Source organism: Massilia sp. TS11, from assembly GCF_022012445.1.
GTDB lineage: Bacteria > Pseudomonadota > Gammaproteobacteria > Burkholderiales > Burkholderiaceae_D > Telluria.
Genome location: NZ_JAKLTS010000009.1, coordinates 106,014 through 131,560 on the forward strand (window position 1 = coordinate 106,014; position 25,547 = coordinate 131,560).

General features: G+C 68.3%; 25 protein-coding genes. 13 read left to right on the plus strand and 12 right to left on the minus strand.

Annotated features, from left to right (window positions below; genetic code table 11):
- Positions 1 to 252: 252 nt before the first annotated feature.
- The 3 genes from LZ005_RS14835 to LZ005_RS14845 all read left to right on the plus strand — a co-directional run bounded on the left by LZ005_RS14835 (position 253) and on the right by LZ005_RS14845 (position 2,499).
- A complete protein-coding gene (locus LZ005_RS14835; RefSeq protein ID WP_237809048.1) occupies positions 253 to 1,260 on the plus strand; it encodes a quinone oxidoreductase in 1,008 nt (335 codons plus the stop codon).
- Positions 1,261 to 1,297: 37 nt separating this feature from the next.
- Positions 1,298 to 1,609: an EthD family reductase gene (locus tag LZ005_RS14840; RefSeq protein ID WP_237808861.1), complete on the plus strand. Its 312-nt coding sequence runs from the start codon at positions 1,298 to 1,300 to the stop codon at positions 1,607 to 1,609.
- 182 nt (positions 1,610 to 1,791) lie between these two features.
- Positions 1,792 to 2,499 carry an ABC transporter substrate-binding protein gene (locus LZ005_RS14845; protein WP_237808866.1) on the plus strand — a complete coding sequence of 236 codons (708 nt, stop codon included), beginning with the start codon at positions 1,792 to 1,794 and terminating at the stop codon, positions 2,497 to 2,499.
- Positions 2,500 to 2,522: 23 nt separating this feature from the next.
- Here the strand turns inward: LZ005_RS14845 and LZ005_RS14850 are convergent, their stop codons facing one another.
- Complete coding sequence (locus LZ005_RS14850; protein WP_237808872.1) at positions 2,523 to 2,858, minus strand: hypothetical protein; 336 nt, start codon at positions 2,856 to 2,858, stop codon at positions 2,523 to 2,525.
- Positions 2,859 to 3,305: 447 nt separating this feature from the next.
- On the opposite strand from LZ005_RS14850, the gene LZ005_RS14855 reads away from it, so the two are divergent.
- A complete protein-coding gene (locus LZ005_RS14855) occupies positions 3,306 to 3,785 on the plus strand; it encodes a Dps family protein (protein WP_237808874.1) in 480 nt (159 codons plus the stop codon).
- Here LZ005_RS14855 and LZ005_RS14860 read toward each other — a convergent pair.
- On the minus strand, positions 3,782 to 4,609 hold the full coding sequence (locus LZ005_RS14860) for an ion transporter (RefSeq protein WP_237808875.1): 828 nt from the start codon (positions 4,607 to 4,609) through the stop codon (positions 3,782 to 3,784). The genes LZ005_RS14855 and LZ005_RS14860 overlap by 4 nt on opposite strands.
- 103 nt (positions 4,610 to 4,712) lie before the next feature.
- Here LZ005_RS14860 and LZ005_RS14865 point away from each other — a divergent pair, with 103 nt between their 5' ends.
- On the plus strand, positions 4,713 to 5,942 hold the full coding sequence (locus LZ005_RS14865; RefSeq protein ID WP_237808877.1) for a dipeptidase: 1,230 nt from the start codon (positions 4,713 to 4,715) through the stop codon (positions 5,940 to 5,942).
- A 1-nt stretch (position 5,943) separates the two neighbouring features.
- Here the strand turns inward: LZ005_RS14865 and LZ005_RS14870 are convergent, their stop codons facing one another.
- Positions 5,944 to 6,570 carry a Crp/Fnr family transcriptional regulator gene (locus LZ005_RS14870; RefSeq protein ID WP_237808878.1) on the minus strand — a complete coding sequence of 209 codons (627 nt, stop codon included), beginning with the start codon at positions 6,568 to 6,570 and terminating at the stop codon, positions 5,944 to 5,946.
- Positions 6,571 to 6,663: 93 nt separating this feature from the next.
- On the opposite strand from LZ005_RS14870, the gene LZ005_RS14875 reads away from it, so the two are divergent.
- Positions 6,664 to 7,242 carry a TMEM165/GDT1 family protein gene (locus tag LZ005_RS14875; protein ID WP_237808880.1) on the plus strand — a complete coding sequence of 193 codons (579 nt, stop codon included), beginning with the start codon at positions 6,664 to 6,666 and terminating at the stop codon, positions 7,240 to 7,242.
- 1 nt (position 7,243) lies between these two features.
- A complete protein-coding gene (locus LZ005_RS14880) occupies positions 7,244 to 8,410 on the plus strand; it encodes an MFS transporter (RefSeq protein ID WP_237808882.1) in 1,167 nt (388 codons plus the stop codon).
- A 3-nt stretch (positions 8,411 to 8,413) separates the two neighbouring features.
- On the opposite strand, the gene LZ005_RS14885 is transcribed toward LZ005_RS14880, so the two are convergent.
- From LZ005_RS14885 to LZ005_RS14895, 3 genes are all read right to left on the minus strand, one after another.
- Complete coding sequence (locus LZ005_RS14885) at positions 8,414 to 9,607, minus strand: DUF4382 domain-containing protein (RefSeq protein WP_237808884.1); 1,194 nt, start codon at positions 9,605 to 9,607, stop codon at positions 8,414 to 8,416.
- Positions 9,608 to 9,744: 137 nt separating this feature from the next.
- Positions 9,745 to 11,211: a glycoside hydrolase family 32 protein gene (locus LZ005_RS14890; RefSeq protein ID WP_237808885.1), complete on the minus strand. Its 1,467-nt coding sequence runs from the start codon at positions 11,209 to 11,211 to the stop codon at positions 9,745 to 9,747.
- Complete coding sequence (locus LZ005_RS14895; protein WP_237809049.1) at positions 11,204 to 11,722, minus strand: arsinothricin resistance N-acetyltransferase ArsN1 family B; 519 nt, start codon at positions 11,720 to 11,722, stop codon at positions 11,204 to 11,206. Before LZ005_RS14895 ends, LZ005_RS14890 begins: the two co-directional genes overlap by 8 nt.
- A 43-nt stretch (positions 11,723 to 11,765) precedes the next feature.
- On the opposite strand from LZ005_RS14895, the gene LZ005_RS14900 reads away from it, so the two are divergent.
- The 5 genes from LZ005_RS14900 to LZ005_RS14920 all read left to right on the plus strand — a co-directional run bounded on the left by LZ005_RS14900 (position 11,766) and on the right by LZ005_RS14920 (position 16,622).
- A complete protein-coding gene (locus LZ005_RS14900; protein WP_237808886.1) occupies positions 11,766 to 12,905 on the plus strand; it encodes an alkane 1-monooxygenase in 1,140 nt (379 codons plus the stop codon).
- A 26-nt stretch (positions 12,906 to 12,931) separates the two neighbouring features.
- On the plus strand, positions 12,932 to 13,474 hold the full coding sequence (locus tag LZ005_RS14905; RefSeq protein WP_237808888.1) for a dihydrofolate reductase family protein: 543 nt from the start codon (positions 12,932 to 12,934) through the stop codon (positions 13,472 to 13,474).
- Positions 13,475 to 13,594: 120 nt separating this feature from the next.
- Complete coding sequence (locus tag LZ005_RS14910; RefSeq protein WP_237808895.1) at positions 13,595 to 15,199, plus strand: ATP-binding cassette domain-containing protein; 1,605 nt, start codon at positions 13,595 to 13,597, stop codon at positions 15,197 to 15,199.
- A 41-nt stretch (positions 15,200 to 15,240) separates the two neighbouring features.
- Complete coding sequence (locus tag LZ005_RS14915) at positions 15,241 to 16,194, plus strand: LicD family protein (RefSeq protein ID WP_237808897.1); 954 nt, start codon at positions 15,241 to 15,243, stop codon at positions 16,192 to 16,194.
- Entirely contained in the window at positions 16,191 to 16,622 is a 432-nt protein-coding gene (locus LZ005_RS14920) for an adenylyltransferase/cytidyltransferase family protein (protein ID WP_237808905.1), read from the plus strand. The genes LZ005_RS14915 and LZ005_RS14920 overlap by 4 nt, the downstream gene beginning before the upstream one ends.
- Here LZ005_RS14920 and LZ005_RS14925 read toward each other — a convergent pair.
- The 6 genes from LZ005_RS14925 to LZ005_RS14950 all read right to left on the minus strand — a co-directional run bounded on the left by LZ005_RS14925 (position 16,619) and on the right by LZ005_RS14950 (position 24,013).
- The gene (locus tag LZ005_RS14925) at positions 16,619 to 17,851 is read right to left on the minus strand and encodes a TolC family protein (protein WP_237808907.1); all 1,233 of its coding nucleotides are present in this window, start codon (positions 17,849 to 17,851) and stop codon (positions 16,619 to 16,621) included. The two genes, LZ005_RS14920 and LZ005_RS14925, sit on opposite strands and share 4 nt — an antisense overlap.
- A complete protein-coding gene (locus LZ005_RS14930; protein ID WP_237808913.1) occupies positions 17,848 to 18,150 on the minus strand; it encodes a DUF3240 family protein in 303 nt (100 codons plus the stop codon). The genes LZ005_RS14925 and LZ005_RS14930 overlap by 4 nt, the downstream gene beginning before the upstream one ends.
- Positions 18,143 to 21,226 carry an efflux RND transporter permease subunit gene (locus LZ005_RS14935; protein WP_237808923.1) on the minus strand — a complete coding sequence of 1,028 codons (3,084 nt, stop codon included), beginning with the start codon at positions 21,224 to 21,226 and terminating at the stop codon, positions 18,143 to 18,145. The genes LZ005_RS14930 and LZ005_RS14935 overlap by 8 nt, the downstream gene beginning before the upstream one ends.
- A 1-nt stretch (position 21,227) precedes the next feature.
- Positions 21,228 to 22,337, minus strand: coding sequence for an efflux RND transporter periplasmic adaptor subunit (locus tag LZ005_RS14940; protein WP_237808930.1), 1,110 nt, complete (start codon positions 22,335 to 22,337; stop codon positions 21,228 to 21,230).
- A gap of 80 nt (positions 22,338 to 22,417) precedes the next feature.
- On the minus strand, positions 22,418 to 22,789 hold the full coding sequence (locus LZ005_RS14945; RefSeq protein WP_237808932.1) for a hypothetical protein: 372 nt from the start codon (positions 22,787 to 22,789) through the stop codon (positions 22,418 to 22,420).
- A gap of 69 nt (positions 22,790 to 22,858) precedes the next feature.
- The gene (locus LZ005_RS14950; protein ID WP_237808933.1) at positions 22,859 to 24,013 is read right to left on the minus strand and encodes a beta/gamma crystallin-related protein; all 1,155 of its coding nucleotides are present in this window, start codon (positions 24,011 to 24,013) and stop codon (positions 22,859 to 22,861) included.
- 130 nt (positions 24,014 to 24,143) lie between these two features.
- Here LZ005_RS14950 and LZ005_RS14955 point away from each other — a divergent pair, with 130 nt between their 5' ends.
- Positions 24,144 to 25,526 (plus strand): MATE family efflux transporter, encoded by a 1,383-nt coding sequence (locus tag LZ005_RS14955; RefSeq protein WP_237808937.1) that lies wholly within the window; start codon positions 24,144 to 24,146, stop codon positions 25,524 to 25,526.
- Positions 25,527 to 25,547 lie beyond the last annotated feature (21 nt).

A 25,547-nucleotide genomic window follows, 5' to 3' on the forward strand; every position in this document is an offset into this window, starting at 1 on the left:
CAGGCCGGTGGCAGCGCGGCCAAACCGCGGCCCCGGCTCCCGCCGCGCCTTGGTCAGAAGCGCCTGTTTTCATAGGCAGAACGGGCTGCCGCAGGCTCTCCTGGGGCGCGCACATCCGCGCATTCTGTGTGCGTCTTTCTGGGTATTTCTGCACACAATCTGACGAGTCATGCGGAATTGCCCTGCAATTTCACGCAAGTTATGCTGCACATGCAACATCACCAACAGGAGAATCAGGTGTCCTCATCGTCCATGTCGGCTCCAGCCGATCTGTTAGCCACCCAAATCGTCATTGATCGCTACGGCGATGCCGATGCGCTCAGCTGCAGGCAGGCAGTGCTTGCGCCGCCCGCGGCAGGCGAAATCCGCATGCGTCATACGGCAGTCGGCGTCAACTACGTCGACGTCTACCATCGCACCGGGCTGTACCCCCTGCCGACGCTGCCCGGCGTCCTCGGTGTGGAAGCCGCAGGCATCGTCGAAGCCGTGGGCCCAGGTGTCGACCACCTGGTGCCCGGCCAGCGCGTCGCCTATGCCGGCGCCCCCGTCGGCGCCTATGCGAGCGCACGCAATTTTCCCGCCGAGCGCGCGCTCGCCCTACCGGACGACATTGCCGACGATACGATCGCCAGCTTGCTGCTGCGTGGCATAACTGCGCATATGCTGTTTTCTTACGTCTACCCGGTCAGATCCGGTGATACCGTTTTCGTCCATGCGGCCGCGGGCGGCCTCGGTCTGGTATTGGTGCAATGGGCCAAGTCGCGCGGGGCGCGGGTGATCGGTACGGTCGGCTCTGCTGAAAAAGCCAGGCTCGCGAAAGAACACGGGCTCGACGATGCAATCCTCTACCGTGAGCAGGACTTTGTCGCGGCCGTGCGCCAGCTGACCAAAGGACGTGGCGTGGATTACGCGATTGACGGGATCGGCGGCGCCACCTTGCGGCAGACACTGAATATCGTACGGCCGTATGGCATGGTCGCCAGCATCGGCCAAGTCGCGGGGGACCCGGGGCCGCTCGATCCAGCCTGGCTGGGTCCGGCTCACGCCGTCGCCCTGATCCGTCCCGGTGTGCTGAGTTTCATGTCGGACCCAGCGCGCTACCGAGAAGGCGTGCTCGCCACCTTCGCCGAGCTGCAGCGCGGATTAAAAGCAAACATCGGCCTGATCCTGCCACTGGCCCAGGCGGCAGAAGCGCATCGTCGGCTCGAGGCCGGCGAGACCAGCGGCTCGATCTTGCTGCGCCCCGCTGCTGACGCGTAAAATGCAATCTTTACACTTTTTCAATACTCGACTTACCATGATCAAAGTTAGCATCTTGTATCCGAACAGCCCCGACGCCCGTTTCGACGTGGACTACTACGCGACTCGCCATATGCCCATGGTCAAGAACCTGCTCGGTGCCTGCTGCACCGGCTTCCAGGTCGACATCGCCATGCCGGACCACGCAGCGGACGCGCCCGCCCCCTATATCGCGATGGGACACCTGCTGTGCGATTCACTGACCGCCTTCCAGACTGCCTTTGCACCGCATGCAGAAACGATCATGGCCGACATCGCCAACTACACCAATCTCACCCCGCAGCTCCAGTTCAGCACCGTGCTCGTCTGACGACGCCAGTGCTCGTCGGCTTGAAACAAAAGTTTTAGCGGCGAGCAAAACATGCTAGGATGTCATCGAAATAGACGGGCCGTCGCCGGCCCGTTTCGTTCCGCTGACTGACCACAACGTCCGCCAGACTGCAACCACGCCGTGCGATGGCTGTCGCATCGGCGTTTTTTATTTGTGTCTGAATGCTCAAGAGATTTCTGCCGCTCCTGCTTGCCTGTGTTTCGGTCTCGGCCAGTGCCGAAGCGCCGCTGCGCCTGCTGCTGACGGAGACGGTCAGCCTGATCCGCCCGGGCGCGGATGGGGTGACGCCGGAGGGCCCGGCCGTCGATCTGCTGCGCCAGGCGCTGCAGCGTGCGCAGATTCAGGCCACGCTGGAACTGGTGCCGACGGCGCGCCGCGTCGATGGCGCGCGCACCACGCCGCTCAGCTGCGCAGTGGGCCTGCAACGGGTGCCGGCCAACGAGGACCAGTTCAAGTGGGTCGGCCCGGTCAGCCAGGACAATATCTATCTGTTCGGCGCGCCGGACTTTCGCACCCGGGTGCGCAGCATCACCGATGTGCAGAAGCTGCCGGTCGGCGCCGTGCGTGGCTCGGTGCTCACCCAGCTGCTGCGCGACTATGGGATTGCGGTCGATGAAGCCGTCGACCTGAAAATGAACATCCGCAAGCTGATGGCCCACCGCGTGGCCCTGATTCCGATCAGCAGCATCGAGATGGCCGCCATGCGCGAGTCGCCGGACGCGGTCAAACTCAAACAGGTGTTCAAGCTGCTCGAACTGCGCACCTGGATCGGCTGCCATCCGAGCGTCAACAGCGAAGCCCTGGGCCGCCTGCAGCGCGTTGTCGATGCTCAGCGGCAGGCGGGCGAGCTGCGCCTTCTCGGCCTCTGAGCCCGCCCGGCCCTGCGCCGCACTTACTGCCCGCGGTACTGCAGGCTGATGCTGGCCACCACCGCGTTCGGCGACTGGTCGAAGGCCACTTTCAGCTTGCTGTCACGGCTGACGAAGGTGCTCGGATCGACCGCCACGATCTCCATGCGCGGTGCGCCTTCCACCTGCACGTAATAGCGGCCGTCGGCCATGTAGACGCTGGCCGTCTTGCCATTTTCCAGCTCGTAGGTGCCTTTGAAGGCGGCAAAGTCATGCGCCTTCATCACGTAGCGGCTGGCGCTCACATTGACCGAGGGCGCCGTGCTGGCCGATGCCAGACCAGCGGTTGCAAGCAGCAGAGTAGCGATGACGAATTGCATATTGACCTCCTTAAGGTGAGTAAAACAAGCGCTGTGCTTTTGGCACAACTTCCCTAACGCACGATCTGTGCCAGCTTGTTTTTGCCGAATTAAGCACAGTAGAACGCCTGCCAATGGTGCGCCGCAACAATTGCATGTGCTGCCTTGGTGCAACTTTCCTTGGACTGGTGCGAGGCCGATTGGGTCCAGGCCGAACCGGCTCAGGCCAGTGTGCCGGCGCGGCGGGCGCGCCGCCAGCGCCAGCTGACGAAACCGGGATTGGCGGGGTCGAATGGGTGAAAATCGCGGATAAGCTGAAAACTATCGAATCGATACAATCAATTCATTTGAGCTATTTCGCGCCGCAGCGGATACTAGGCTTCATCGACTGAGTGGTGAACTGCGGCGTCTGGCACCGGTCCAAACCTGCGGCAGACCTGCAAGTCCGTACCGACACGAGGAGGAAACATGAGCAGCCACATCAACACCGGCATCGATGCCGCCGACCGCGCCGAGATCGCCCAGGGCCTGGGCCGCCTGCTGGCCGACACCTTCACGCTCTACCTGAGCACGCACAATTTCCACTGGAATGTGACGGGGCCGATGTTCAACAGCCTGCACAATATGTTCATGACCCAGTACACGGAACTGTGGAATGCGGTCGACCCGATTGCCGAGCGCATCCGTTCACTCGGCATGCCGGCGCCGGGTTCCTATGCCCAGTTCCGCAGCCTGAGTTCGCTGCCGGACGTGCCCGACATGCCGGCCAAGGCGCTCGAGATGGTCGCCATCCTGGCCAGCGGGCACGAGGCGGTGGCGCGTACGGCGCGCAGCCTGTATCCGGCGGTGGAACGCGCGCACGATGAGCCGACTGCCGACCTGCTGACCCAGCGCATCGCCGTGCACGAGCAGGCGGCCTGGATGCTGCGCGCCCTGCTCGAGACTTAATCGAGCGCGCTGCCGCAGAACTGGCAGAAGCGCGCCTTGGGGCTGTGGTCGGTGGCGCCGCAGCCCGGACAGGGCGCGTGCTGATTCTGGCGCTGCATGGCCAGCTCGGTCGTCACAATGCCGGTCGGCACAGCCAGGGTGCCCCAGCCGAGCAGCATCATCACCGAAGTGATCAGGCGGCCCAGCTCGGTCTTGGGCGTGATGTCGCCGAAGCCGACCGTGGTCATGGTCGTCACCGCCCAGTACACGGCGGTGGGGATGCTGGTGAAACCATTGGCCGGCCCTTCCACCACGTACATGACGGTGCCCATCACGATCACCACTGCCACCACCACCGACAGGAAGACCATGATCTTGCGCGCGCTCGCCACCAGGGCCGCGCCCAGGGCCTGGTACTCGTGCACATAGGCGCTGAGCTTAAAGATCCGGAAGATGCGCAGCAGGCGCAGCACGCGCACGTCGATCAGCGCATGCACTTCGGGGAATAGCAGGGCCAGATAGGTGGGCAGCACGGCCAGCAAATCGACCAGGCCGAAAAAACTCAGCGCATAGCGCAGCGGCTGGCGCACGCACAGCAGGCGCAGCACATACTCGGCTGTGAACAGCAGCGTGAAGCTCCATTCGAGCGCGTTGAAGGCGGCGTCGAAGCGCTGCCCGAGCGACTCCACGCTGTCGGCCACCACCACGCCCAGGCTGGCGAGGATCAGCAGAATCAGGATTTTGTCGAACAGGACGCCAGCCCGCGTATCGGACTGGAACACGATGCGATAGAGGGCGCCACGCCAGCCCTCGGGCGGTCCGCCATACGGCAATGCAGTAGCCATGCTGGTACGGTCTATGACAGGAAGGCTCCGAGATTACCGCGCCCGCCCACGCCACGCAAGAAATTCGGTACACTCGGACGATCGTCAACCGAGACCCCTGCCCATGCGCTCTGTTCTGCTGCCCCTGCTGTTCGCCGCCTGCTCCGCCCACGCCGCCGATGATGCCGCCCTGCGCCACGCGCGCGCCCTGCTCAAGGCCACGCCCCTGGTCGATGGCCACAATGATCTGCCCGAGCTGATCCAGAATTACAAGCCGGCCCCGAGCGACCTCGACGCCTACGACCTGCGCAAGCCGACCGTCAACGAAACCGACATCGCGCGCCTGCGCGCCGGCCAGCTCGGGGCGCAGTTCTGGTCGGTGTACGTACCGGGCGAACTGAAGTCGGGCTGGGCCCGCATGCAGCTCGAGCAGATCGAACTGACGCGCCGCCTGATCGCGCGCTATCCCGATGTGTTTGTGCCGGCCACGCGCGCCGACGACATCGGGCGCGCCTTCAAGGCCGGCAAAATCGCCTCCTTCATGGGCATCGAAGGCGGCCACGTGATCGAAAACAGCCTAGGCGCCCTGCGCGCCTACTACGACCTGGGCGTGCGCTACATGACGCTGACCCACAACGTCACGCTCGACTGGGCCGACGCCGCGCTCGACACGCCGCGCCACCATGGCCTGACGCCGTTCGGCAAAGAGGTCGTGCGCGAGATGAACCGGCTTGGCATGCTGGTCGACCTGTCCCACGTCAGCCCGGAGGTGATGCGCGACGCGCTCGACACCAGCGAGGCGCCGGTGATTTTCTCGCATTCGTCGGCGCGCGCGCTGACCGAGCATCCGCGCAATGTGCCGGACGAGATCCTCAAGCGCATGCAGGCCAATGGCGGCGTGGTGATGGTGACCTTCGTGCCCAACTTCGTGAACCAGGCCGGGGCGCGCTGGGGCATGGGCCTGATGGCGCGCCAGAAGGGCGTGAGCGACGAGGCCGAACTCGAACGCATCGCCAAGGCCTACGAGCAGGAAGTGGGGCCGCGTCCGCCGGCCACGCTGCAGCAGGTGGCCGACCATATCGATTACGTGGCGCGCGTGGCCGGCTACGACCATGTCGGCATCGGCGCCGACTACTGCGGCCTGCCGGTGTCGCAGGGGCTGGAAGATGTGTCGACCTATCCGGCCCTGTTCGCGGAGCTGATCCGGCGCGGCTGGAGCGACGCCAACCTGAAGAAGCTGGCCTCGCAGAACCTGGTGCGCGCCATGCGTCAGGCCGAGCAGGTGGCCGCGCGCCTGCAGAAGACGCGCGCGCCGTCCACCGCCACCATCGAAAAGCTCGACCGCAAGGCCTGAGTCAGAAGCTGCGGTAGCCGCCCGGGCGCAGCTGCAGTTCGGGGATATCGTCGATCGACGGCGTCTTCAGCGGCGCCGCTTCGGCGTCTGCCGCGGCCTGCTCCGGCGCGGCCTCGGCATCCGCTGCATCCGCGGCCGGCGTCTCGGCCGCGGCCTCCTCTTCCGGCTCCTCGGGCGCGATCTTCGCGGTCAGGTCCAGCACCTGGCTGTTGGTGTGCTTCAGGCGCGCCACCAGCACCTTGGCGATATTCCGGTACAGGTAGGAGGTGATTTCGGTATCGGCCTTCAGCCGCGCGATCGGAAAATACATGGCCGTGCAGTCGGTCAGCGCGCGCACGCGCGCCGTGCGGATCTTGTCATCGACCAGCGACATCTCGCCGAAGCTTTCGCCCGGATTGAGCTGGGCCAGCTGCACCCATTTGCCGCCCTTGACCTGCTCCACCGCCACATGGCCGATCACCAGGATGTAGAAGCTTTCGCCGGTGTCGCCTTCGTTGAAGAACAACTCGCCGGCCTTGAGGGTGACCTTGTCGGCCGCGCCCAGCATCCGGCCCAGCAGCATCATCGGCATACCGGCGAACAGGCGCACATTCGCGGCCAGGCGTAACAACGGGCTCGGAGCATCCATCGCGACTTCTCCCTCGATCAGGTCAGTGTTGTCGATATTGTAGCGGCAGGCGCGCTTACTGGAACCGCTTCGGTCCGGTAAAATCGGGGGATCATGGAATCCCTCCTCGTCTCCACGGGCGTCGTCGCCCTCGCCGAAATCGGCGACAAAACCCAACTGCTGGCCTTCCTGCTGGCAGCCCGCTTCAAGAAGCCCGTGCCCATCATCCTGGGGATTCTGGCCGCCACCCTGGCCAACCACGGCCTGGCCGGCGCGCTCGGCGCCTGGATCACGGCCACGCTGAGTCCCGGCGTGCTGCGCTGGATTCTCGGCCTGTCCTTCCTCGGCATGGCCGCCTGGACCCTGATCCCCGACGAAATCGACGAAGACGAAACCCAGATCAGCCAGCGCTTCGGCGTGTTCGGCGCGACCCTGGTCACCTTCTTCCTGGCCGAGATGGGTGACAAGACCCAGATCGCCACCGTGGCCATGGCGGCCCACTATCCGAATCCGCTGCTGGTGGTGGCCGGCACCACGCTCGGCATGCTGATCGCCGACGTGCCGGCCGTCTTCATCGGCGACAAGCTGGCCAAGCGCATCCCGATGCGCCTCGTGCACGGCATCGCCGCCCTGATGTTCGCCGCGCTTGGCTTGGCCACCCTGCTCGGCGCCGGCGCCGCTCTCGGCTTCTGAGATGGACCGCCCACGCATGCCACGCAGCGTGTGGATGCTGGGCTTCGTCAGCCTGCTGATGGACGTCTCGTCCGAGATGATCCATAGCCTGCTGCCGCTGTTCATGGTCGGCGCGCTCGGCGCCAGCGCCCTCGATGTCGGCATCATCGAAGGCATGGCCCAGGCCACCGCCCTGATCACCAAGACCTTCGCCGGCGTGCTGTCTGACTACCTCGGCAAGCGCAAGGCCCTGGCGGTGCTGGGTTACGGCCTCGGCGCCCTGTGCAAACCCTTGTTCGCCCTGGCCGGATCGACCGGCATGGTGCTCGGCGTGCGCCTGCTCGACCGCGCCGCCAAGGGCATCCGCGGCGCCCCGCGCGACGCGCTGCTGGCCGATATCACCCCGCCCGGCCTGCGCGGCGCCGCCTTTGGGCTGCGCCAGTCGCTCGATACGGCCGGCGCCTTTCTCGGTCCGCTGACCGGCGCCGCCCTGCTGTATTGGTGGACCAGCGATTTGCGCGCCGTGTTCTGGGTGGCCGTGCTGCCGGCCCTGCTCGCGGCCCTGCTGCTGGCCTTCACCGTACCGGAAGCACCGCCCGCAGCGCCGGCCGCCGGCGCCGCCCTGTTCACGCGTGAACGCCTGGCCGAACTGCCGCGCGCCTTCTGGTGGGTGGTGGGCGCGGGCGCCATCTTCACGCTGGCGCGCTTCTCCGACGCCTTCCTCGTGCTGCGCGCCCAGAACGCCGGCGTGCCCACGGCGATCGTGCCGCTGGTGATGGTGCTGATGAATGTGGTCTACGCCGGCACCGCCTATCCGTTCGGCCGTCTGTCCGACCAGACCGACCCGCGCCGCCTGCTGGCCATCAGCCTGGTGGTGCTGCTGGCGGCCGATGTGCTGCTGGCCTGGGCCACCAGCTGGCCGCTGCTGCTGGCCGGTGTGGCCCTGTGGGGTGTGCACATGGGGATGAGCCAGGGCCTGCTGTCGGCGCTGGTGGCCGCGCATGCGCCGCCGGCCCTGCGCGGCACCGCCTTCGGCATCTTCAACCTGGCTTGCGGCCTGGCCCTGCTGGCGGCGTCCAGCCTGGCCGGCCTGCTGTGGGAAAAAGCCGGACCGGCCGCGACTTTCGTCGGCGGCGCGGTCCTGTGCGTGCTGGCCCTGGCCAGCATGTTCAGCGTGCGCCAGCGCTGAAGCTCACTTCAACACGAAGTTCTGGGTGGCGCCGGCGGTGCTCACGTCGACCTGCACCTGCTGGGTCGCAAAGCCGCTGGCGGAGGCGTCGATGCCATACTTGCCGGCCGCCGTCGCCTGCGTCGTGAAGGCCAGCGGCAGACTACCGTAAGCAGCCAGGGACGGGGCGCCAATGGGCAGGCTCAGTGCATACGCACCCGTGGCCAGGTCCGCATTCACCGATTTGATCGCCACCGTGACCCCGGCTGCTACGGTCTGATTCGCCTTGACGCTGCCCTCGGCGGCGATCGGCAGCAGGGTACCGGCCACGCTGTTCATGGCCGATGCCGCCAGCTTGATCGGCGCGCCGCTGCTGGACAAGGCGGTGTCCTGTTTGGCCGTCACCGGCACGCCGGTGATGACGGCGGTGGCGCTGTTGTCAGCCGTGACCACCACCGTGTACTGGCCGGCCGCGCTGCTTTGCACCAGCGGCGACAGCGAGAACGCGCCGCTGCTCGCATCCGGCACCGTGGCCTTGACCACCGCGCCATTGATCTGGGCCGTGATCACCGGATGGCTGGCCGCCAGCTGCGGATCGATGTAGCCGGTAATGGCGCCGCTGACGATGGTCGGAATCACCGAGACGGTCGGCTTCAGCTGGTAGTTGCCGTTACCGCGCGTGAGCACCGATTTGCAGGCGTCAAAGTCGAGCGTGAGGTCGACCAGGCTGTTCGCCGCCACGTCGAATTCGTGAATCAGCTTGATCCCGGACTGCACGGCGCTCGGCGTGTCGAGCGCCACTTCGCTGCCACCCGTGGGCACCACCGAATTGGCCAGCGGCGTGGCGCTGCTATTGGCCGCCACCACCAGCCGCAGTTGCGAATAATGGCCGACCGCGAGCGGCGTCGAGCCCAGGTCTTCGAGCGCGCCATTGGTCAGCTTCAGCAGATTGATCTTGCGCGCGGGGTTGAGCGTGATGTCGGTCCAGCCGGCGTCGGTGTCGCTCGCGTTGGCGCTCTGGTGCACGCGCACCTTGGCCACGGTGACATTGACGGCATCAAAGCCGCAGGCCGGAGCGTCGGTCAGGCCGACACGCAGCTGGCCCATATTCGTCATCGGCGTGGTGCTGGTGCCGGGGGCGCCGCCGCCGCCACCGCAGGCCGACAGGGCCAGGGCGGACAGCAGGGCCAGAAGAAAAACGTGGGCGCGGTTTTTCATGATGAGACCTCCTTGTTGTTGAACCGTGCTGGGGAGTTTATGGAGCACGATTGAACGCACAAGTGACGCTCACCACATCTTACAAACGCTTACAAATCAATACCTTATAGATTTTTGGCAAGAGAATTTGCAGGCTTTTATCGAGGCTTTCCGGCCCGCAGCGGGCTGATCTGCAGGCGCGTGCCCGACGGGCCTTCGAGCGCCACTTCGGTGTAGGGCTGGCGCGGGAAGAACAGGGCCGTCATCGCCGTCAGGCCGCCATCGGCGAACAGTTCGACCGAGGTCGTATCGAACACCAGGTCCAGGTCGAGCGCACCGCCGACGGCCAGGCGCGGCGCACTGGCCAGGCCGCTGAACTTGTCGCTGAAGTCGCGCACGCCGGCCGCGCTGCGGTCGATCAGGTAGCGCTGCAGGGCCGCCTCGTAGGCGATCACCAGCCGCTCGCCGCCCGCATTCGACAGCACCAGACGGAAGCTGTCGGCGCGCGGCGCCTGCAGCTTCAGGCGGAACTGGCCCGCGAGGCCGGCCAGACTGCCGCCGCTGCCCAGCGCGCGCGGTTTGCCCTCGGCGCGCGCCAGCTCGCGCGCGGGCGTGCTGACCAGGCGCAGGCCCTGCCCCACCGGCTGCAGGCGCAGCTCGCGCGGCAGGGTCATGGCGCTGCGCCAGGGATCGGTCGGCAGCTGCTGGCCGTAGTCCCAGTTGCTCATCCAGCCGAGCACCAGCGCGCGTCCCGGCACATTCGACCAGCTGACGCTCGCGTAGTTGTCGGGGCCATAGTCGAGCCAGCGCGTGCCGCCGTCGTCCGGCGTGAAGCGCTGGCCGTCAAAGTCGCCAATGAAGTACTGGGTGGCCGAGCCGCCATTCAGTCCGCCCGGATTGATCGACACCAGCAGCACCCAGCGCGTGCGCCCGCCCACGGTCAGCGGGATCAGGTCCGGACACTCCCACACGCCGCCATGGGCGCCGGCGTCGGCGCCGAATTCGCTGGCCAGGGTCCAGTCCTTCAAGTTGGCCGAATGGTAGAACTGGATGCGGTCTTTCGCGGCCAGGGCCATCACCCAGCGCTTGCTGGGCGCGTGCCAGAACACCTTGGGATCGCGGAAGTCGAAGATGCCGGGGTTCTTCAGCACCGGATTGCCCGCGTATTTGGTCCAGCTGGCACCGCCATCGAGGCTGTAGGCGAGCGACTGGTTCTCGTGCAGACCCGGATTCGATTCAGCCAGGGCGCCGTCGTGCTGGGTGTACAGGGCCACCAGCGGCGTCTGGCCTGGCTTGCCCAGGCCCGCGCTGTTGTGGGTATCGACCACGGCGCTGCCGGAGAAGATCATGCCCTTGGCGTCGGGCGCCAGCGCCACCGGCAGTTCCTCCCAGCGCAGCAGGTCGGTGCTGACCGCATGGCCCCAATGCATCGGCCCCCACACCTTCGCATACGGGTAGTACTGGTAGAACAGGTGGTAGCGGCCCTGATGGTAGACGAGGCCATTCGGATCGTTCATCCAGTTGGCGCGCGGCGTGAAGTGCAGGCCGGGACGCCATTGCGGCGTGGCGGCGCCGGCCTGGCTGCACAGGGCGGCCAGCATCAGACCAAGCAGGGGCTTACGCATCGGGGTTCTCCTTGGGTTGCAATTGCAGCTGCCAGTAGCCGACGTCGCGCCAGTCGCCGGCCTTGAAGCCGACCTCCTTGAACAGGGCCACCTGCACGAAGCCCAGGCTTTCATGCAGGGCCACGCTGGCCGGATTGGGCTGGGCGATGCCGCCGATCGCGCAGTGCATGCCGAGCGCGCGCAGGCGCTCGAGCAAAGCCGTGTACAGCTGGCGGCCGAGGCCACGGCCGTGCGCCGCCGGGGCCAGGTAGACCGAGGTCTCGACCGAATGGCGGTAGGCGGCGCGTTCGCGCCATTTACTCGCATAGGCGTAGCCCAGCAGCTCGCCATCGGCTTCGATCACCAGCCAGGGCAGGCCGGCGCCCACGGTGCGCGCCAGGCGCGCCGCGATCTCCTCGGCGCCCACGGGCTGCTCCTCGAAACTGATGCAGGTCTCGAGCACATAGGGGTTGTAGATGGCCGCAATGGCGGCGGCATCCCCGGGCTGGGCGGGGCGGATCGTATTGTGCATGGCAGGATTGTAGCCGCAGCCCGGCAGGTTTAGCATAGGGCCCATGGCCGCCTTCCATTACCTGAAATTCCTCTACTTTCATCTGGTCGCCCTCAGTGCCGTGCACGGGCTGCTGGCGGGCGGCGCGCACACCACGCTGGGCCTGGCCGTGTTCCTGGCCGGCTTCGTCGTACTCGACATCGTCGGCGGCGACGACCTGTCCACGCCCGAGTACCGCCACCCGGGCATCCTCACTTTTCAGCTCTGGCTGGCGCTGCCGATTCTGTCCCTGATCGTGTTCACCGCCGTGTGGCGCTGCAGCAGCGGCGACCCGCTTGGCTATGGCGCTTTCATGCAGCGTTTTCTCAGCTTCGACGTGTTTGCCGCGCGCGCGGCCAACCAGTTCGGGCACCAGCTCAGCGCCATCTTCCTGACCGGCTTCATGATCGGCATGGTCGGCACCATCACCGGGCACGAGCTGACCCACCGCACGCGCGACCGCGTGTCGATGCTGATCGGGCGCTGGCTGCTGGCCTTCAGCTTCGATACCAGCTTCGCCGTCGAACACGTGTATGGCCACCACCGCTATGTATCGACCGCGCTCGACCCGGCCACGGCCCCGCGCGGGCGCAACGTGTACGCGCATATTCTGCGCTCCACCATCGCCGGCAACCTTAGCGCCTGGAAGATCGAAGCGGCGCGCCTGCAGCGCCACCAGCTGCCCGTCTTCAGCTGGCATAACAGCCTGCTGCGCGGGGCCGCCATGAGCGCCACCCTGGTCGCCATCGCAGCCCTGATGGGCGGCTGGGCCGGCGCCGCCTTCTTCATCGCATCGGCCCTGTGGGGCAAGGCCCTGCTCGAAATCGTCAACTACATCGAACACTATGGCCTGGTGCGCCTGCCCGGCACGCCGGTGGCGCCGCGCCACTCCTGGAACACCAACCGCCGCTTCAGCTCCTGGGGCATGTTCAACCTGACGCGCCACTCGCACCACCACGCCCAGGGCGCCCTGCCCTACCACCGGCTGCGCCCGATCCCGGAGGCGCCGCAGATGATCAGCGGTTATCTGAGCACGATGTTCCTGGCCATGCTGCCGCCGCTGTGGTTCCGCCTGATGGCGCCGCGCCTGGCCGCCTGGGACCGCGACTACGCCACGCCCGAGGAACGCGCACTGGCGCGCTTGGCCGAAGCCGATGCGCGATAATGGCGGTTCCGTCCAAGGAGAACGCCATGTCCCTGCCCCGTACCAGTGTGTTTGTCGGCCTCAGTCTCGACGGCTTCATCGCCGGCGAACAGGATGACCTGTCCTGGCTCGACCCGTATGGCGTCGAATCGCCCGAGGCGACCGGCTATGCGGCCCTGATGGCCTCGGTCGACACCCTGGTCATCGGCCGCCACACCTACGACGTGGTGTGCGGCTTTCCCGAGTGGCCCTACGGCGGCAAGCGCGTGGTCGTGCTGACCCACCAGACCCTGGCCGCGCGCCCCGGCTGCGAATTCTGGTCGGGCCAACTGCGCCCGCTGTTCGAACGCCTGCATCAGGAAGGCACGCGCCACATCTACCTCGATGGCGGCGCCGCCATCCGCGCCGGCCTGGCCGAAGACCTGGTCGACGAACTGACCCTGACCTGGGTGCCGGTGATTCTCGGCCGCGGCGTCCCCCTGTTTGGCGAGCCCCTGCCCCAGGCCACCTGGGAACTGCACGACAGCCGCAGCTTCGCCAGCGGCCCGGTGCAGGCGCGCTACCGCAAACGTGGCATAATCGCGCCCTGATTCCTCTCACCGGAGATCACGCCCATGCGCCTGTAATGCGTGCTGCCACTGGCAGCCAGCCCCGTTCCCGCCGCCGTTTCGCACGGCCGGGCCGTTCGCACGCATTCACAGGAGTCTCCCATGGCGTCTGCCATTCTCACCCTGCACCGGGTCCACCTTGCCCTGCCCGATGGGCGCATTCTGCTTGACGACTGCAGCACCACGCTGGGCCCCGGCCTGTGCGCGCTGATCGGTCCCAATGGCAGCGGCAAAACGCTGCTGGCCAAGATCCTGGCAGGCCTGGCCGCACCCACGCGCGGCAGCATCCAGCGCGCCTGTGCCATCGCCTATCTGGACCAGCATGGCGGCAGCGGCGACAGCCTGGCCGAGGTGGCCGGCCTGGCCCCGGCCCTTTACGCGCTGGCGCGCCTGCGCGACGGCAGCGGCGACAGTGCCGACCTTGAACTGCTGGACGAGCGCTGGGACCTGGACACGCGCTGGCACGCGCAGCTGGCCGCGGCCGGACTCGACCCCGCCTTGCCGGCGGCGGCCCTGAGCGGGGGCCAGCGCATGCGCCTGGCCCTGATCGGCGCCTTCTGCAGCACGGCCGGCTACCTGATCCTGGATGAACCGTCCAACCACCTCGACGCCAACCAGCGCCAGTGGCTGCTGGCGCAGATGCAGGCCTGGTGCGCGGGCGGGCGCGGGCTGCTGCTGATCAGCCACGACCGCGCCTTGCTGGCCGCGGCCGACAGCACCCTGGCCATCGCCCAGCGCGGCCTGCGCCGCTACGGCGGCGGCTGGGACCTGGTGGCCGCCAGCCGCACCGCCGAACTGGCCCAGGCCGAAACGGCGCTGGCCCAGGCGCGCGCGGCCCAGCGCCAGGGCGAACGGGCGCGCCAGGAACAGAGCGAGCGCGCGGCCCGCAAAGCCGGGCGCGGCGCGCGCGAACGCGCCAGCGGCAGCCAGTCCAAGCTGCTGTACGACTTCAAACGCGAACGCGCCGAACAATCGGCCGGCGCCCTGCACACGCGCCATGCGGCCGAACGCGCGGCCAATCTGGCCGATCTGCGCGCCGCCGCCGACAGCGCCCACGCGCTGCAGCAGCGCGCCGCCTTTCCGCGCACGGCGCCGCCGCTGGCATCGGGCCAAACCGTGCTGCATCTCGATCAGGTGCGCCTGCCCTGGGGCTGGCAGCGCCCGTTCAGCGCGCAGCTCTGCGGCCCCCAGCGCGTGCACGTGCGCGGGCCGAATGGCTGCGGCAAGAGCAGCCTGCTGCATCTGATCGCCGGCCGCCTCGCGCCCGCTGGCGGGCAGCTGCGCACGCCCTGCGGCGCCGCCTTGCTCGACCAGCGGCTCGATCTGCTCGCGCGCTCCGCCAGCGCCCTCGAGCAGCTGTGCGCGGGCGGCCTCGACGCGGCCACGGCGCGCCACTGGCTGCACCAGGCCGGGATCGGCGCCGCTGCTGCGATGCGCCCGGCCGCCACCTTGTCCGGCGGCGAGGCCCTGCGCGTGGCCCTGCTGCTGGTGCTGCTGCAGCGCCCGCAGCCGCGCCTGCTGCTGCTGGACGAACCGAGCAACCACCTCGATCTGGATGCGCTGGACGCGCTCGAAGCCATGCTGCGCAGCTGGGGCGGCGCGCTGCTGCTGGTGTCGCACGATGCGCGCCTGGCCGAGGCGATCGCGCCGGATCAGGTCTGGCAGTACGACGGCGCCGGCTGGGAGGTGATTGCGGCACCCGGCTGATGGCGCTACAGTGGTGGCCCGCACACTGCTCGCCCGCTTCTGTGAACCACGCCGCCGCCCACGCCCTGCTCAATGAAGCCCATCGCCGCATGGTCGATGATGCCGCGCGCGCCCATACGGAATTCGACCAGGCCGTGCGCTCGCTCGGCGGCGCGGCCGGCATGCTCGGCGCGCGCCTGCAGATCTGCCGCGCCCTGTGCAGCCTGCATCTGAACCAGATCGCGCGGCTGCAGGCCGAGGCCGCGGCCCTGCTCGACACGGCGCGCACCCTGCCCTGGCCGGCCGAAGCGCCGCCGCGTCCGACCCATTTCGAGCCGGGCCAGGCGCGCGAATTTCTGGATGCGACCCTGGTGCACCTGGCGCGCCGCGGCCTGATCGCCTTTGCCACCGCCGGCACCCTGCTTGGCCTGGTGCGCGACGGCGCGCTGCTCCCGAACGACAAGGACCTCGATCTGGTCGTGCCCTTCCGCGCCCTCGACGAGGCTTGCCGCGCCGTGCGCGAACTCGGTTGGGAGGACAGCTGGGTCGCGCTCAACGCCAGCAATTACCGCTGCTTCGTGCATGCCGACAGCGGCATCACGCTCGACCTGATCGGCTACGACAGCGACCCGGCCGGCGCCGGCGTGCTCGGTGGCTGGTGGCCGCAAGGCCTGGCGCGCGAAGACGGCCGCCTGCTGCGCTTTTCGGAATTCCAGATCACGCGCCAGCAGAGCGAGCGCGGCCCCTACTGGGCTCTGAGCGAACCGCGTCAGATGCTGGAGGAATTGTATGGCCCGGGCTGGGTCACGCCCGACCCGCATTTCGACGCCATCCTCGGCACCCCGGCCCTGGTGGCCCACAATGCCTTCACCCACGCCTGGGGCCATCTGCGCCTGGGCGAAGCCTGGATCAATGGGCGCCGCGCGCCCTTCAGCCGCCTGCTTGCGCTGCTGGCGCGGCTCGACCCGGCCGATCCGCTGCTGCCGCTGGCGCGCGCCATCGAGGCCCAGGCATGACGCGCGTGGCCGGCACCATCGGCGCCTTCGACCTGCTGCACGTCGGGCATGTGCGCTTTCTGCAGGCCTGCCGCGCGCAATGCGATTATCTGAAAGTGGGACTCGGCGCGGATGCGACCTGCGAACGCTCGAAGCAGCGCCGCCCCGTGATCGACGAGGAGCAGCGCATGGAGATGCTGCGCGCGCTGCGCTGTGTGGATGAAGTGCGGCTGTTCACGCCGGGCCTGGACAACACCGAGGCCACGGCCGACTGGATCGCCGCCTGGCAGGTGGACCTGATTTTCGTCAGCGAGGAATGGCGCGCCGGGCCGCGCTGGAGCCGGCTCGAACCGGCCCTGGCCCAGCGCGGCATCGCGGTGGCCTACCTGCCCTACACCGAGGGCGTGTCGACCTCCGCGATCAAGGCGCGCATCCGCGCCGGCGCCTAGTCGTGCTCCAGGTCCCAGACCAGGTGGGCGTCGACCAGCAATAGCCCGTAGGCGCGCACGGCTGCGGCCTGGGCCTGCAGTGCCGCCTGCTGGGCCGCGCTGCTCTGGCGGCGCGCCGCCAGCAGGGTTTGCAGATCGCCTTCGCCCAGCGCATACGCACGCTGGACCAGGGCCGCACTGGCCTGGGCCGCCTGGGCGCTGTCGGCCGCCACCTGGGCCGCCGCCATGCTGCCTTCCGCCTGCGCCACCTGGGCCGCCACGCGCGCATCGATCTCGCGCTCGGCCAGCGCCACCTCGAAGGTTCCGACGCGCGCCTCGGCCGCGGTACGCGCGCCACGCGCGGCACGCGCGGCCCCCGGCAGCGGCACGCTCAGGCTGATGCCGGTCAGGCGTTCGCGCCCACCGAGCTCGGAGCCGTGGAACACGCCCACGGTCGGATCGGGGGTCTGCTCGGCATGCGCGCGCTCGGCCAGCGCGGCGCTGCGCGCGGCCGCCGCCTGCACCATCTTCAGCTCATCGCTTTCGGACAGGATGCGTTCGCGCCACCAGCGCTCGGGCGTGCTCAGGGCAGTCAGCGGCGGCAAGGCCGTGACCTCGCGCCCGAGACCCGGATAGCGCACCGACAGCTGCGCCCAGGCGCTGTTGGCGGCGGTGCGCGCCTCCAGTTCGGCGCGCTGCTGGTCGGCCGCGTCGGCCCGCGCCAGCTGCAGGTCGAGACGGGCGGCGTCGCCGGCGCGCTGGCGTTTTTCCACGGCCGCCAGATTGTCCCGCGCGGCCTGCAGGCTGGCGCCCGCCAGGCGCGCCTGGTGTTCGGCCGTCAGCCAGTCGAGCCACAGGCCGAAGAAGCTGCGCGCCGCTTCGTGCAAGGTTTCGCCGAAGCGGGCCTTGGCGGCGGCGCGCGCCGCGCTGGCCAGCTTGTCGTCGGCGCTGCGCTTGGCCGGCAGACGCAGGCCGCGTTCGACGGCCACGTTCCATTCGCCGTAGCTGAGGCCCGCTTCGGCGCGCCGGGTCTGGCGCGTGACGCGCGGCGTCCATTCATAGGGCGAAGCCTCGGACTGGCGCGCTTCCTGCTCGCCCACTTCGAGGTGGGCGCGCGCCGCTTCCACGGCCGGATCGCGTTCGAGCAGCGGGCGCACCGTCGTCACCGGCGGCAGACCGGCCGGCAGCACCGGCTGCTGGGCCAGGGCCGGCAGGGCCGCCAGCCAGAGCGTCATCAGGATCGGCTTCATGCGAAACCTCCGCTCGCCAGAATCGGCGTGATCCAGTAGCGCACGCCGCTGCCGCGCAGTTCCGCCGCCAGCCGCGCCAGCAGGCTGGCCTGGGCGTCGGCGCCGAACACGGCCAGCACCAGGGTCGCGCGTGCGCGCCCCAGCACCTGCTCGCTCTCGTCCAGATTATCGGGCGCGATGCCGTGCGCCGAAGTCGGATTACTCGTATAGCTCGTCACTTCCGGCGTCAGCAGCAGCAGGTCGAGCACTTTCTCCTCCACGGCCGGCGGGCACAGGAGGGTCAGACACAATTCATTCATGGGACACCTCGTGTTTCGGGAAGGCGAACTGACGGTACAGGATCGGCAGCAGCATCAGGGTCAGGGCGGTGGCGGTGATCAGACCGCCGATCACGACGATGGCCAGCGGGCGCTGGATCTCGGAACCGGGGCCGCTGGCAAACAGCAGCGGCACCAGACCGAAGGCCGTGATCGCGGCCGTCATCATCACCGGACGCAGGCGGCGCAAGGCCCCCTGCAGCACCACCTCGCCGATCGGCAGGCCTTCGCTATGCAGCTGGTTGAAGTAGGACACCAGCATCACCCCGTTCAGCACCGCGATGCCGAGCAGCGCGATGAAGCCGACCGAAGCCGGCACCGACAGGTACTCGCCGCTGACCCACAGCGCCACCACGCCGCCGACCAGGGCGAACGGGATGTTCGACAGGATCAGCAGGGCCTGGCGCACCGAGCCGAAGGTGGAGAACAGCAGCACGAAGATCAGGCCGAGGGCCACCGGCACCACCACCGCCAGACGGGCGGCGGCACGCTGCTGGTTCTCGAACTGGCCGCCCCAGGTGATGCTGTAGCCGGTCGCCAGCGGCAGCTGCTTGGCGATCAGGGCCTTGGCATCCTCGACGAAGCCAACCAGGTCGCGCCCGGCCACGTTCGCGATCACCACGCTGTAACGGCTGCCCATTTCGCGGTCGATCTTGACCGGACCGTCAGCCCGTTCCAGCGTGGCCACGCTGGTCACCGGCACGCTCTGGCCGTCGCGCGTGGTCAGGCGCAGGGCCGCGAATTCGGCCGGCGACAGGCGCACCACTTCCTGGCCGCGGATGATGATCGGCACGCGCCGGTTACCCTCGATGACGGCGCCCGCGCGCTGGCCTTCGATCTGCACGCGCAACGCGTCCTGCACCTCCTCCACCGACAGGCCAAAGCGGCCGGCGGCCAGGCGGTCGACGGCCACGCGCAGGTACTGCATGCCGTCGTTTTCGATCGTGTACACGTCCTGGTGGCCGGGCACGGTCTTGAGCAGGGCCGCCACCTTGGCCGCGTAGTCGTTCAGCTGCGCCAGGTCGGGGCCGTAGATCTTCACGGCCAGGTCGCCGCGCACGCCGATGATCATCTCGGACACGCGCATCTCGATCGGCTGGGTGAAGCTGTAGTGGATGCCGGGGATCGGATCGAGCACCTTGCGCAGCGCGTCGAGCAGCTCCTCCTTCGACTTCTGGCGCCACTGGCCGCGCGGCTTGAGCTGCAGGAAGGTGTCGGTCTGGTTCAAGCCCATCGGATCGAGACCGATTTCATCCGAGCCGACCCGCGCCACGATGCCCGTCACTTCGGGCACGCCCTGCAGGATGGCCTGCTGGATCTTCATGTCCAGCGCCACGCTCTCCTCGAGCGAAATCGAAGGCAGCTTTTCGATGCCGACGATGACGTCGCCTTCATCCATGGTGGGCATGAAGGCCTTGCCGACCTGGGTGTAGAGCAGCACCGCCAGCAGCAGCAGCACGCCGGCGCCGGCCGCAACCAGCTTCGGACGCGCCAGGCCCCAGCGCAGGGCCGGGGTGTACAGGGCCGCCAGCTTGCGCGGCAGCCAGGGATCGTCGTGGCTGGCGTGGCCAAGCAGGTAGGACGACAGCACCGGGATCACGGTCAGCGACAGCAGCAGCGAACCAAACAGCGCGAACACGATGGTCAGCGCCACCGGGGCGAAGAATTTGCCCTCCAGGCCCTGCAGGGTCAGCAACGGCAGGAAGACCGTGATGATGATCAGGATGCCGGAGGTGACCGGGGCCGCCACTTCACGCACGGCGCGGTAGATCGTGTGCAGGCGCGGCAGCCGGCCCGCACTGGGGTCGGTGGCCAGGCGCTGCACGATGTTCTCGACCACCACCACGGCCGCATCGACCAGCATGCCGATGGCGATCGCCAGACCGCCCAGGCTCATCAGATTGGCCGACATATGAAACAGGCGCATCATGATGAAGGTGACCAGGGCCGCCAGCGGCAGCACCAGCGCCACCGTCAGGGCCGCGCGCAGATTACCGAGGAAAAGCACGAGCAGCACCAGCACCAGGGCGGTCGCTTCGAGCAGGGCCGAGGACACCGTGCCGACAGCCTTTTCCACCAGCGAGGCGCGGTTGTAGAAGGCTTTGATCTGCACGCCCTTGGGCAGGGTCTTGGCCAGCGCGGCCAGCTTCTGTTCGACGCCGTCGACCACCTGCTGGGCATTGGCGCCGGCCAGACCGAGCACCAGGCCTTCGACCGCCTCGGCGCGTCCGCTCTGGGTCACGGCGCCGTAGCGCGTGACGGCGCCACTGCGCACCTCGGCCAGGTCGGCCACGCGCACCGTCAGGCCATTGCGGTTGGCGACCACGATGGCGCGCAGGTCGTCCAGATTGCGCACCGCGCCTTCGGTCCGCACCAGCAGCACTTCGCCGCCTTCGGCCAGGCGGCCGGCGCCATCGTTACGGTTGTTGGCGTCGATCGCTTCGCGCAGCTGCGCCAGGCTGATGCCGTGCGCGGCCAGCTTGAGCGGGTCGGGCACGACTTCGAGCGCGCGCACCACGCCGCCGAGGGCATTCACATCGGCCACGCCGGGCACCGTGCGCAGCACCGGACGGATGGTCCAGTCGAGCAGCGCGCGCCGCTGTTCCAGGCTCATGTCGGGCGCCTCGACGGTGAACATATACATCTCGCCGAGCGGGGTGGTGATCGGCGCCATGCCGCCGCTGATCCCGGATGGCAGCGCGTCGCCCAGGCCGGCCAGACGTTCGGCCACCTGCTGGCGCGCCCAGTAGATGTCGGTGCCGTCTTCAAAATCGATGGTCACGTCGACCAGGCCGTACTTGGTCACGGAGCGCAGCAGCCGCGTATGCGGAATGCCGAGCATCTCGACCTCGATCGGCACGGCGATGCGCGCTTCCACTTCCTCCGGCGTCATGCCGGGGGCTTTCATGATGACCTTCACCTGGGTGCTCGAGACATCCGGGAAGGCGTCGATCGGCAGGCCGTTCCAGGCCATCCAGCCAGCACCGGCCAGCAGCACGGTGGCGAGCAGCATGAACAGGCGCTGGGCCAGCGCAAATTGCACTATCCTGGCGAGCATCTCACTCTCCCTTGGCGGACAGCCAGGCGCCCTTCAGGGCCACCACGCCGCTGATCGCGACCTGCTCGCCCTCCTTCAGCGGTCCCTGCACCTGCACGCGCTGGCCGCCGCTGGCCTTCACGCCGACGGCGCGCGCCTCGAAGCCATCGCGCGTGCGCACGAACACATAGGCCTGGCCGCCATCATGGGCCACGGCCGCCAGCGGCAGGTCCCAGCCATCCTTGCTGGCGCCGACCGGCAGTTCCACCTGCACCATCTCGCCGGCGCGCAGGCCGCTGCCTTCGACCACGGCGCGCAGCATCAGGCTCTGGCTGCCCGGCGTGACGCTCGGCGCCATGCCCTGCACGCGTGCCGTCGCCGTGCGGCCGCTGACCAGCACGCGCGTGCCCGCGGTCCAGGCGGCGGCCACGCTGGCCGGCAGCTGAATATCGAGCACCTGGGCACTGCCGCTGCTGATGCTCAGCAGCGCGGTGCCCGCTTCCACCCGCTGGCCGGGGCGCAGCGCCAGGGCGCCGACGGTGCCGGCGCGCGGCGCGGCCAGCAGCACGCTGCCCTCGGCCTGGCCGCTTTTCAGCAGCGCGCTGATGGCGCCCTGCCCCATGCCAGCCAGACGCAGCGCGGCCGTGGCCTGCTGCTGTGTGGCCTGGGCCTCGGCCAAAGCGGCCTGGGCTTCCTGCAGGCGGCGCTGGGCGATGATGCCTTCTTCGAACAGCTGCTGTTCGCGCTGGGCCTGGGTGCGCGCCAGCTGCAGGCGGCTCTGAGCCTGCACGGCCTGCAGCTGCCACTGGCCGAGTTCTGGGCTGGCCAGGCGCAGCAGCGGCGCACCGGCCTTCACGGTCTGGAAGGGCTGCACCAGCACCTGGGCCACCATGGCCGGCAGGGGGGCGCTGACGATCTGTTCGGCTTCGGGCGCGGCCATCACCTGGGCCGGATAGCTGGCGCGCACGCCCTGGGCCTGGGCCGACAGCGGGGCGAGCTGGATGCCGAGCGCCTTGATCTGGGCGTCGGCGACTTTAAAGGCGGGGCTGGGACCGGCGGCGAAGGCCGGCATGGCAAATACACAGGCCAGCGCGCACAGACGCGCGCGGGCACTCACGATGGGGAAGTTCATGGTCAATCCTGAAAGCAGGCCCGCCACGGCGGGCACACAGCGGAAGCAGCCCGGTACGGGCTACACGGCGTTAGCAGCTTTCAGGCCAGACGCGGGGGACGGAACAGGCCGCGCGGCTCGGTTTGCGAGCTGGCCAGGGCGGGCGGCAGCGCCGGCACGATGGCCATCACCACCCCGGCCAGGGCCAGAGTCTGCTGGCTGGGCAGCGCGGTCGGCAGCTGGCCGGCCGCGTGCAGCAGATGGTGTTCGAGTGCGCCCAGGGATTCGTGTTTGACGCCGCCGGCCAGCAATTGCAGCGGCGGGTGGCCATGGTCGGCCAGCAGCGGGGCCGGGGCCTCGCTGTGTGCAATCTCATGCGCGAGCCAGCGGCCGCCCATCACGCTGCCCAGGCTGCTGGCAAACACCAGCGCCAGCATCAGGCAGGCGACAATACGGCGAAAATGGGCGTTCATGCTGTCATTACACGCGATCGGCAGGATTCATACCGATATGGTAACGGATTTCGCACAAACAAGTTAGTCTCAGTTCACCCGCCGCAGGGAGGAAATCTGGCCGCTGAGGGAACCGAGCGAGGCATAGCGACCCGGTCCGTAGACGACGCACTGGCCGCCGAAATCGCCGTGCACGCAGAACTCCCAGGTACCGTAGTGGACGATGATCGAGAAGGCGCGGTCGTTGAAGTCGTATTCGGTCAGCGTGCGCACGTCACGCTTGAGCGGCACCCGGGCGCCGCGGAAATCAGGCTGGGAGAACAGCTCGACATCGCCTTCGTAGCGGCCGGGCCCGCCCGAGCTGGCCACCTGGCGCACCGAGCTGATCGCGCGGTACAGGCTGCCGTCGAGGCTGCGGTACTGGCCCGGACCGAGAATGCGGCACATGCCGCGGTAGTAAGCATCGACGCAGAATTCCCAGGTGCCCTGCTGGATCAGGATCGACTGGGCCGTGTCATTGAAGCCGAGCGGCACCAGATCGGGCGTGTCGCCGCGCACGGCCACCGAGCGCCCGCGCATATTCTCGTCCTGGAACATCAGCAGCGGCACCGAGGGGTCGAAGCGCGGCGGCGGATTGCGGTCCTCGTCCGGGGCCACCATGCGCGCCGAGGAGATTACGCCATTGAGCGCGCCCAGATCGGCATAGCGGCCCGGGCCCAGCGTGCGGCAGGCGCCGCGGAAATCGGCGTCGACACAGAACTGCCAGGTGCCGTCCTCGATGACGAGGCTGCGCGCGCGGTCGTTAAAGCCGATCTGCACGAAGTCCGGGGTGTCGCGCACGATGCGCGTGGAGTTGCCGTTCAGCCCAGGCTGGGCGAAGAACTCGACCAGGCCGCGCCGGCCCTCGTAGCGGCGCCAGCTGCCCGGATGGCGGCCGGTGCCGACTTCGCGCGCCGAGGAAATCTGGTTATTGAAGCGCTCCAGGTTCGGATACTCGCCGCGCTCGAACACCACGCACTCGCCGCGGAATTCGGCATCGACGCAGATTTCCCAGCGCCCCGAGCGCACCACCAGGCTGCTGGCGCGGTCATTGAAGCCCAGATCGGACAGATTCGGCGTCACTTCGCGCAGGGTCACCTCGCGGCCGCGGAAATGGTCGCGTGAATACAGCGTGATCTCGCCGGCCTGGGCCGCGAGCTGGCCCAGCCACAACATCCCGAGAACGATCGCAAGGCGCTGCAACATGATGAGTTCCTAGTATTCAGTTGGCGCTATTGTGAAGTTTCCGCGATCGGAATACCAGCCTCGCAACGGTGATAGATGTAACAATTTCCTTCCACCGCTAGAATGGACGCTTTTCCGCTTGCCGCCGTCCATGCCCACCCCTGCCGCCCGCCTGCTGCGCGAAGTCCGATCGATCTGGCAACTGGCCTGGCCGATGCTGGTTGGCCAGCTGGCCACGGTCGGCATGGGCGTGGCCGATGTGGCCATGACCGGCCACGCCAGCGCCACCGAACTGGCTGCGGCCGCGCTCGGCGCCTCGGTCTGGTCGATCATCCAGGTCACCGTCAGCGGCACCATGATGTCGATGAACACCCTGGTCGCGCACGAGGTCGGGGCCGCGCGCTTCGGCCGTATTCCGCATCTGGTGCGCCAGGGCCTGTGGAAGGCGCTGGCCATCGGCCTGGCCTGCGCCCTGCTGGTGAATCTGGCCGCGCTCGTGTTTGACTATCTGTCGCTGGAGGCGGAGGTCAATGCGCGCGCCAGCCAGTTCCTGCACATCATCAGCCTCGGCATGCCGCCGTATGCGCTGTACCGCGCCCTGTACGGCTATGCCACCAGCATCAACCAGACCAAGCCGCTGATGCTGATCGCGCTCGGCGGCCTGGCCTACAACGTGCTGATCAACTGGGTCTTCATCTTCGGCCACTGGGGTGCGCCGGCGCTCGGTGCGCTCGGCTGCGCGATCGGCACCGCCAGCGGCCTGTGGCTGATGCTACTGGTGCTGCTGTGGTGGATCCGGCGCGCCGAGGCCTTCAAGCCCAGCTATCCGTTCAGCCACTGGGAAGGCCCGCGCTGGGCCGAGATCCGCCCGATGCTGCGCCTGGGCCTGCCGATCGGGATCACCTATTTTGCCGAGGTGTCGGCGTTTGGCGCCGTGTCCCTGCTGGTGGCGCGCTTCGGCGTGGTCGAGGTCGGCGCCCACCAGATCGCCCTGAATTTCATCTCGCTCGTGTTCATGGTGCCGCTGTCCTTCGGCATCGCCCTGATCACCCGGGTCGGCCAGGCCCTGGGCGAAGGCGACCCGCGCCGCGCCCGCTTTGTCAGCTGGACCGGGGTCGCCATGTGCCTCGGTTTCGCCGCCCTGTCGGCCCTGGCCATGGCTGCGCTGCGCTGGCAGATCGCGGCCGCCTACACCAGTGATCTGGCGGTGCAGGCCCTGTGCGTCGAGCTGCTGCTGCTCGGCGCCCTGTTCCAGCTGTCCGACGCCACCCAGTGCGCGACCTCGTGCGCGATCCGCGGCTACCAGGTCACGCGCCAGCCGATGCTGATCCAGGTGCTGGCCTTCTGGGTCGTGGCGCTGCCGGTCGGCATCTGGCTCGGCTGGGCGCCGGCCTGGCTGCCCTTCGCCCCGCCCGCCCCGCTGGGCGCGCGCGGCTTCTGGATCGGCCTCGTGCTCGGCCTCAGCGTGGCCGCCATCTTGTTGAGTTTTGCGCTATTCCGCCTCGCCCGGAAGCGGGCACATCTGATACATTGACTCTTTTCCCACCCCACCACC

Excerpts from the sequence above, each read along its gene's own strand:
- LZ005_RS14940 (WP_237808930.1), bottom strand. The coding sequence starts at position 22,337 with ATGAACTTCCCCATCGTGAGTGCCCGCGCGCGTCTGTGCGCGCTGGCC.
- LZ005_RS14950 (WP_237808933.1), bottom strand. The coding sequence starts at position 24,013 with ATGTTGCAGCGCCTTGCGATCGTTCTCGGGATGTTGTGGCTGGGCCAG.
- LZ005_RS14890 (WP_237808885.1), bottom strand. The coding sequence starts at position 11,211 with ATGCGTAAGCCCCTGCTTGGTCTGATGCTGGCCGCCCTGTGCAGCCAG.
- LZ005_RS14910 (WP_237808895.1), top strand. The coding sequence starts at position 13,595 with ATGGCGTCTGCCATTCTCACCCTGCACCGGGTCCACCTTGCCCTGCCC.
- LZ005_RS14885 (WP_237808884.1), bottom strand. The coding sequence starts at position 9,607 with ATGAAAAACCGCGCCCACGTTTTTCTTCTGGCCCTGCTGTCCGCCCTG.
- LZ005_RS14855 (WP_237808874.1), top strand. The coding sequence starts at position 3,306 with ATGAGCAGCCACATCAACACCGGCATCGATGCCGCCGACCGCGCCGAG.
- LZ005_RS14955 (WP_237808937.1), top strand. The coding sequence starts at position 24,144 with ATGCCCACCCCTGCCGCCCGCCTGCTGCGCGAAGTCCGATCGATCTGG.
- LZ005_RS14900 (WP_237808886.1), top strand. The coding sequence starts at position 11,766 with ATGGCCGCCTTCCATTACCTGAAATTCCTCTACTTTCATCTGGTCGCC.
- LZ005_RS14850 (WP_237808872.1), bottom strand. The coding sequence starts at position 2,858 with ATGCAATTCGTCATCGCTACTCTGCTGCTTGCAACCGCTGGTCTGGCA.
- LZ005_RS14865 (WP_237808877.1), top strand. The coding sequence starts at position 4,713 with ATGCGCTCTGTTCTGCTGCCCCTGCTGTTCGCCGCCTGCTCCGCCCAC.
- LZ005_RS14835 (WP_237809048.1), top strand. The coding sequence starts at position 253 with ATGTCGGCTCCAGCCGATCTGTTAGCCACCCAAATCGTCATTGATCGC.
- LZ005_RS14920 (WP_237808905.1), top strand. The coding sequence starts at position 16,191 with ATGACGCGCGTGGCCGGCACCATCGGCGCCTTCGACCTGCTGCACGTC.
- LZ005_RS14875 (WP_237808880.1), top strand. The coding sequence starts at position 6,664 with ATGGAATCCCTCCTCGTCTCCACGGGCGTCGTCGCCCTCGCCGAAATC.
- LZ005_RS14870 (WP_237808878.1), bottom strand. The coding sequence starts at position 6,570 with ATGGATGCTCCGAGCCCGTTGTTACGCCTGGCCGCGAATGTGCGCCTG.
- LZ005_RS14840 (WP_237808861.1), top strand. The coding sequence starts at position 1,298 with ATGATCAAAGTTAGCATCTTGTATCCGAACAGCCCCGACGCCCGTTTC.
- LZ005_RS14860 (WP_237808875.1), bottom strand. The coding sequence starts at position 4,609 with ATGGCTACTGCATTGCCGTATGGCGGACCGCCCGAGGGCTGGCGTGGC.
- LZ005_RS14925 (WP_237808907.1), bottom strand. The coding sequence starts at position 17,851 with ATGAAGCCGATCCTGATGACGCTCTGGCTGGCGGCCCTGCCGGCCCTG.
- LZ005_RS14845 (WP_237808866.1), top strand. The coding sequence starts at position 1,792 with ATGCTCAAGAGATTTCTGCCGCTCCTGCTTGCCTGTGTTTCGGTCTCG.
- LZ005_RS14905 (WP_237808888.1), top strand. The coding sequence starts at position 12,932 with ATGTCCCTGCCCCGTACCAGTGTGTTTGTCGGCCTCAGTCTCGACGGC.
- LZ005_RS14945 (WP_237808932.1), bottom strand. The coding sequence starts at position 22,789 with ATGAACGCCCATTTTCGCCGTATTGTCGCCTGCCTGATGCTGGCGCTG.
- LZ005_RS14935 (WP_237808923.1), bottom strand. The coding sequence starts at position 21,226 with ATGCTCGCCAGGATAGTGCAATTTGCGCTGGCCCAGCGCCTGTTCATG.
- LZ005_RS14880 (WP_237808882.1), top strand. The coding sequence starts at position 7,244 with ATGGACCGCCCACGCATGCCACGCAGCGTGTGGATGCTGGGCTTCGTC.
- LZ005_RS14895 (WP_237809049.1), bottom strand. The coding sequence starts at position 11,722 with ATGCACAATACGATCCGCCCCGCCCAGCCCGGGGATGCCGCCGCCATT.
- LZ005_RS14930 (WP_237808913.1), bottom strand. The coding sequence starts at position 18,150 with ATGAATGAATTGTGTCTGACCCTCCTGTGCCCGCCGGCCGTGGAGGAG.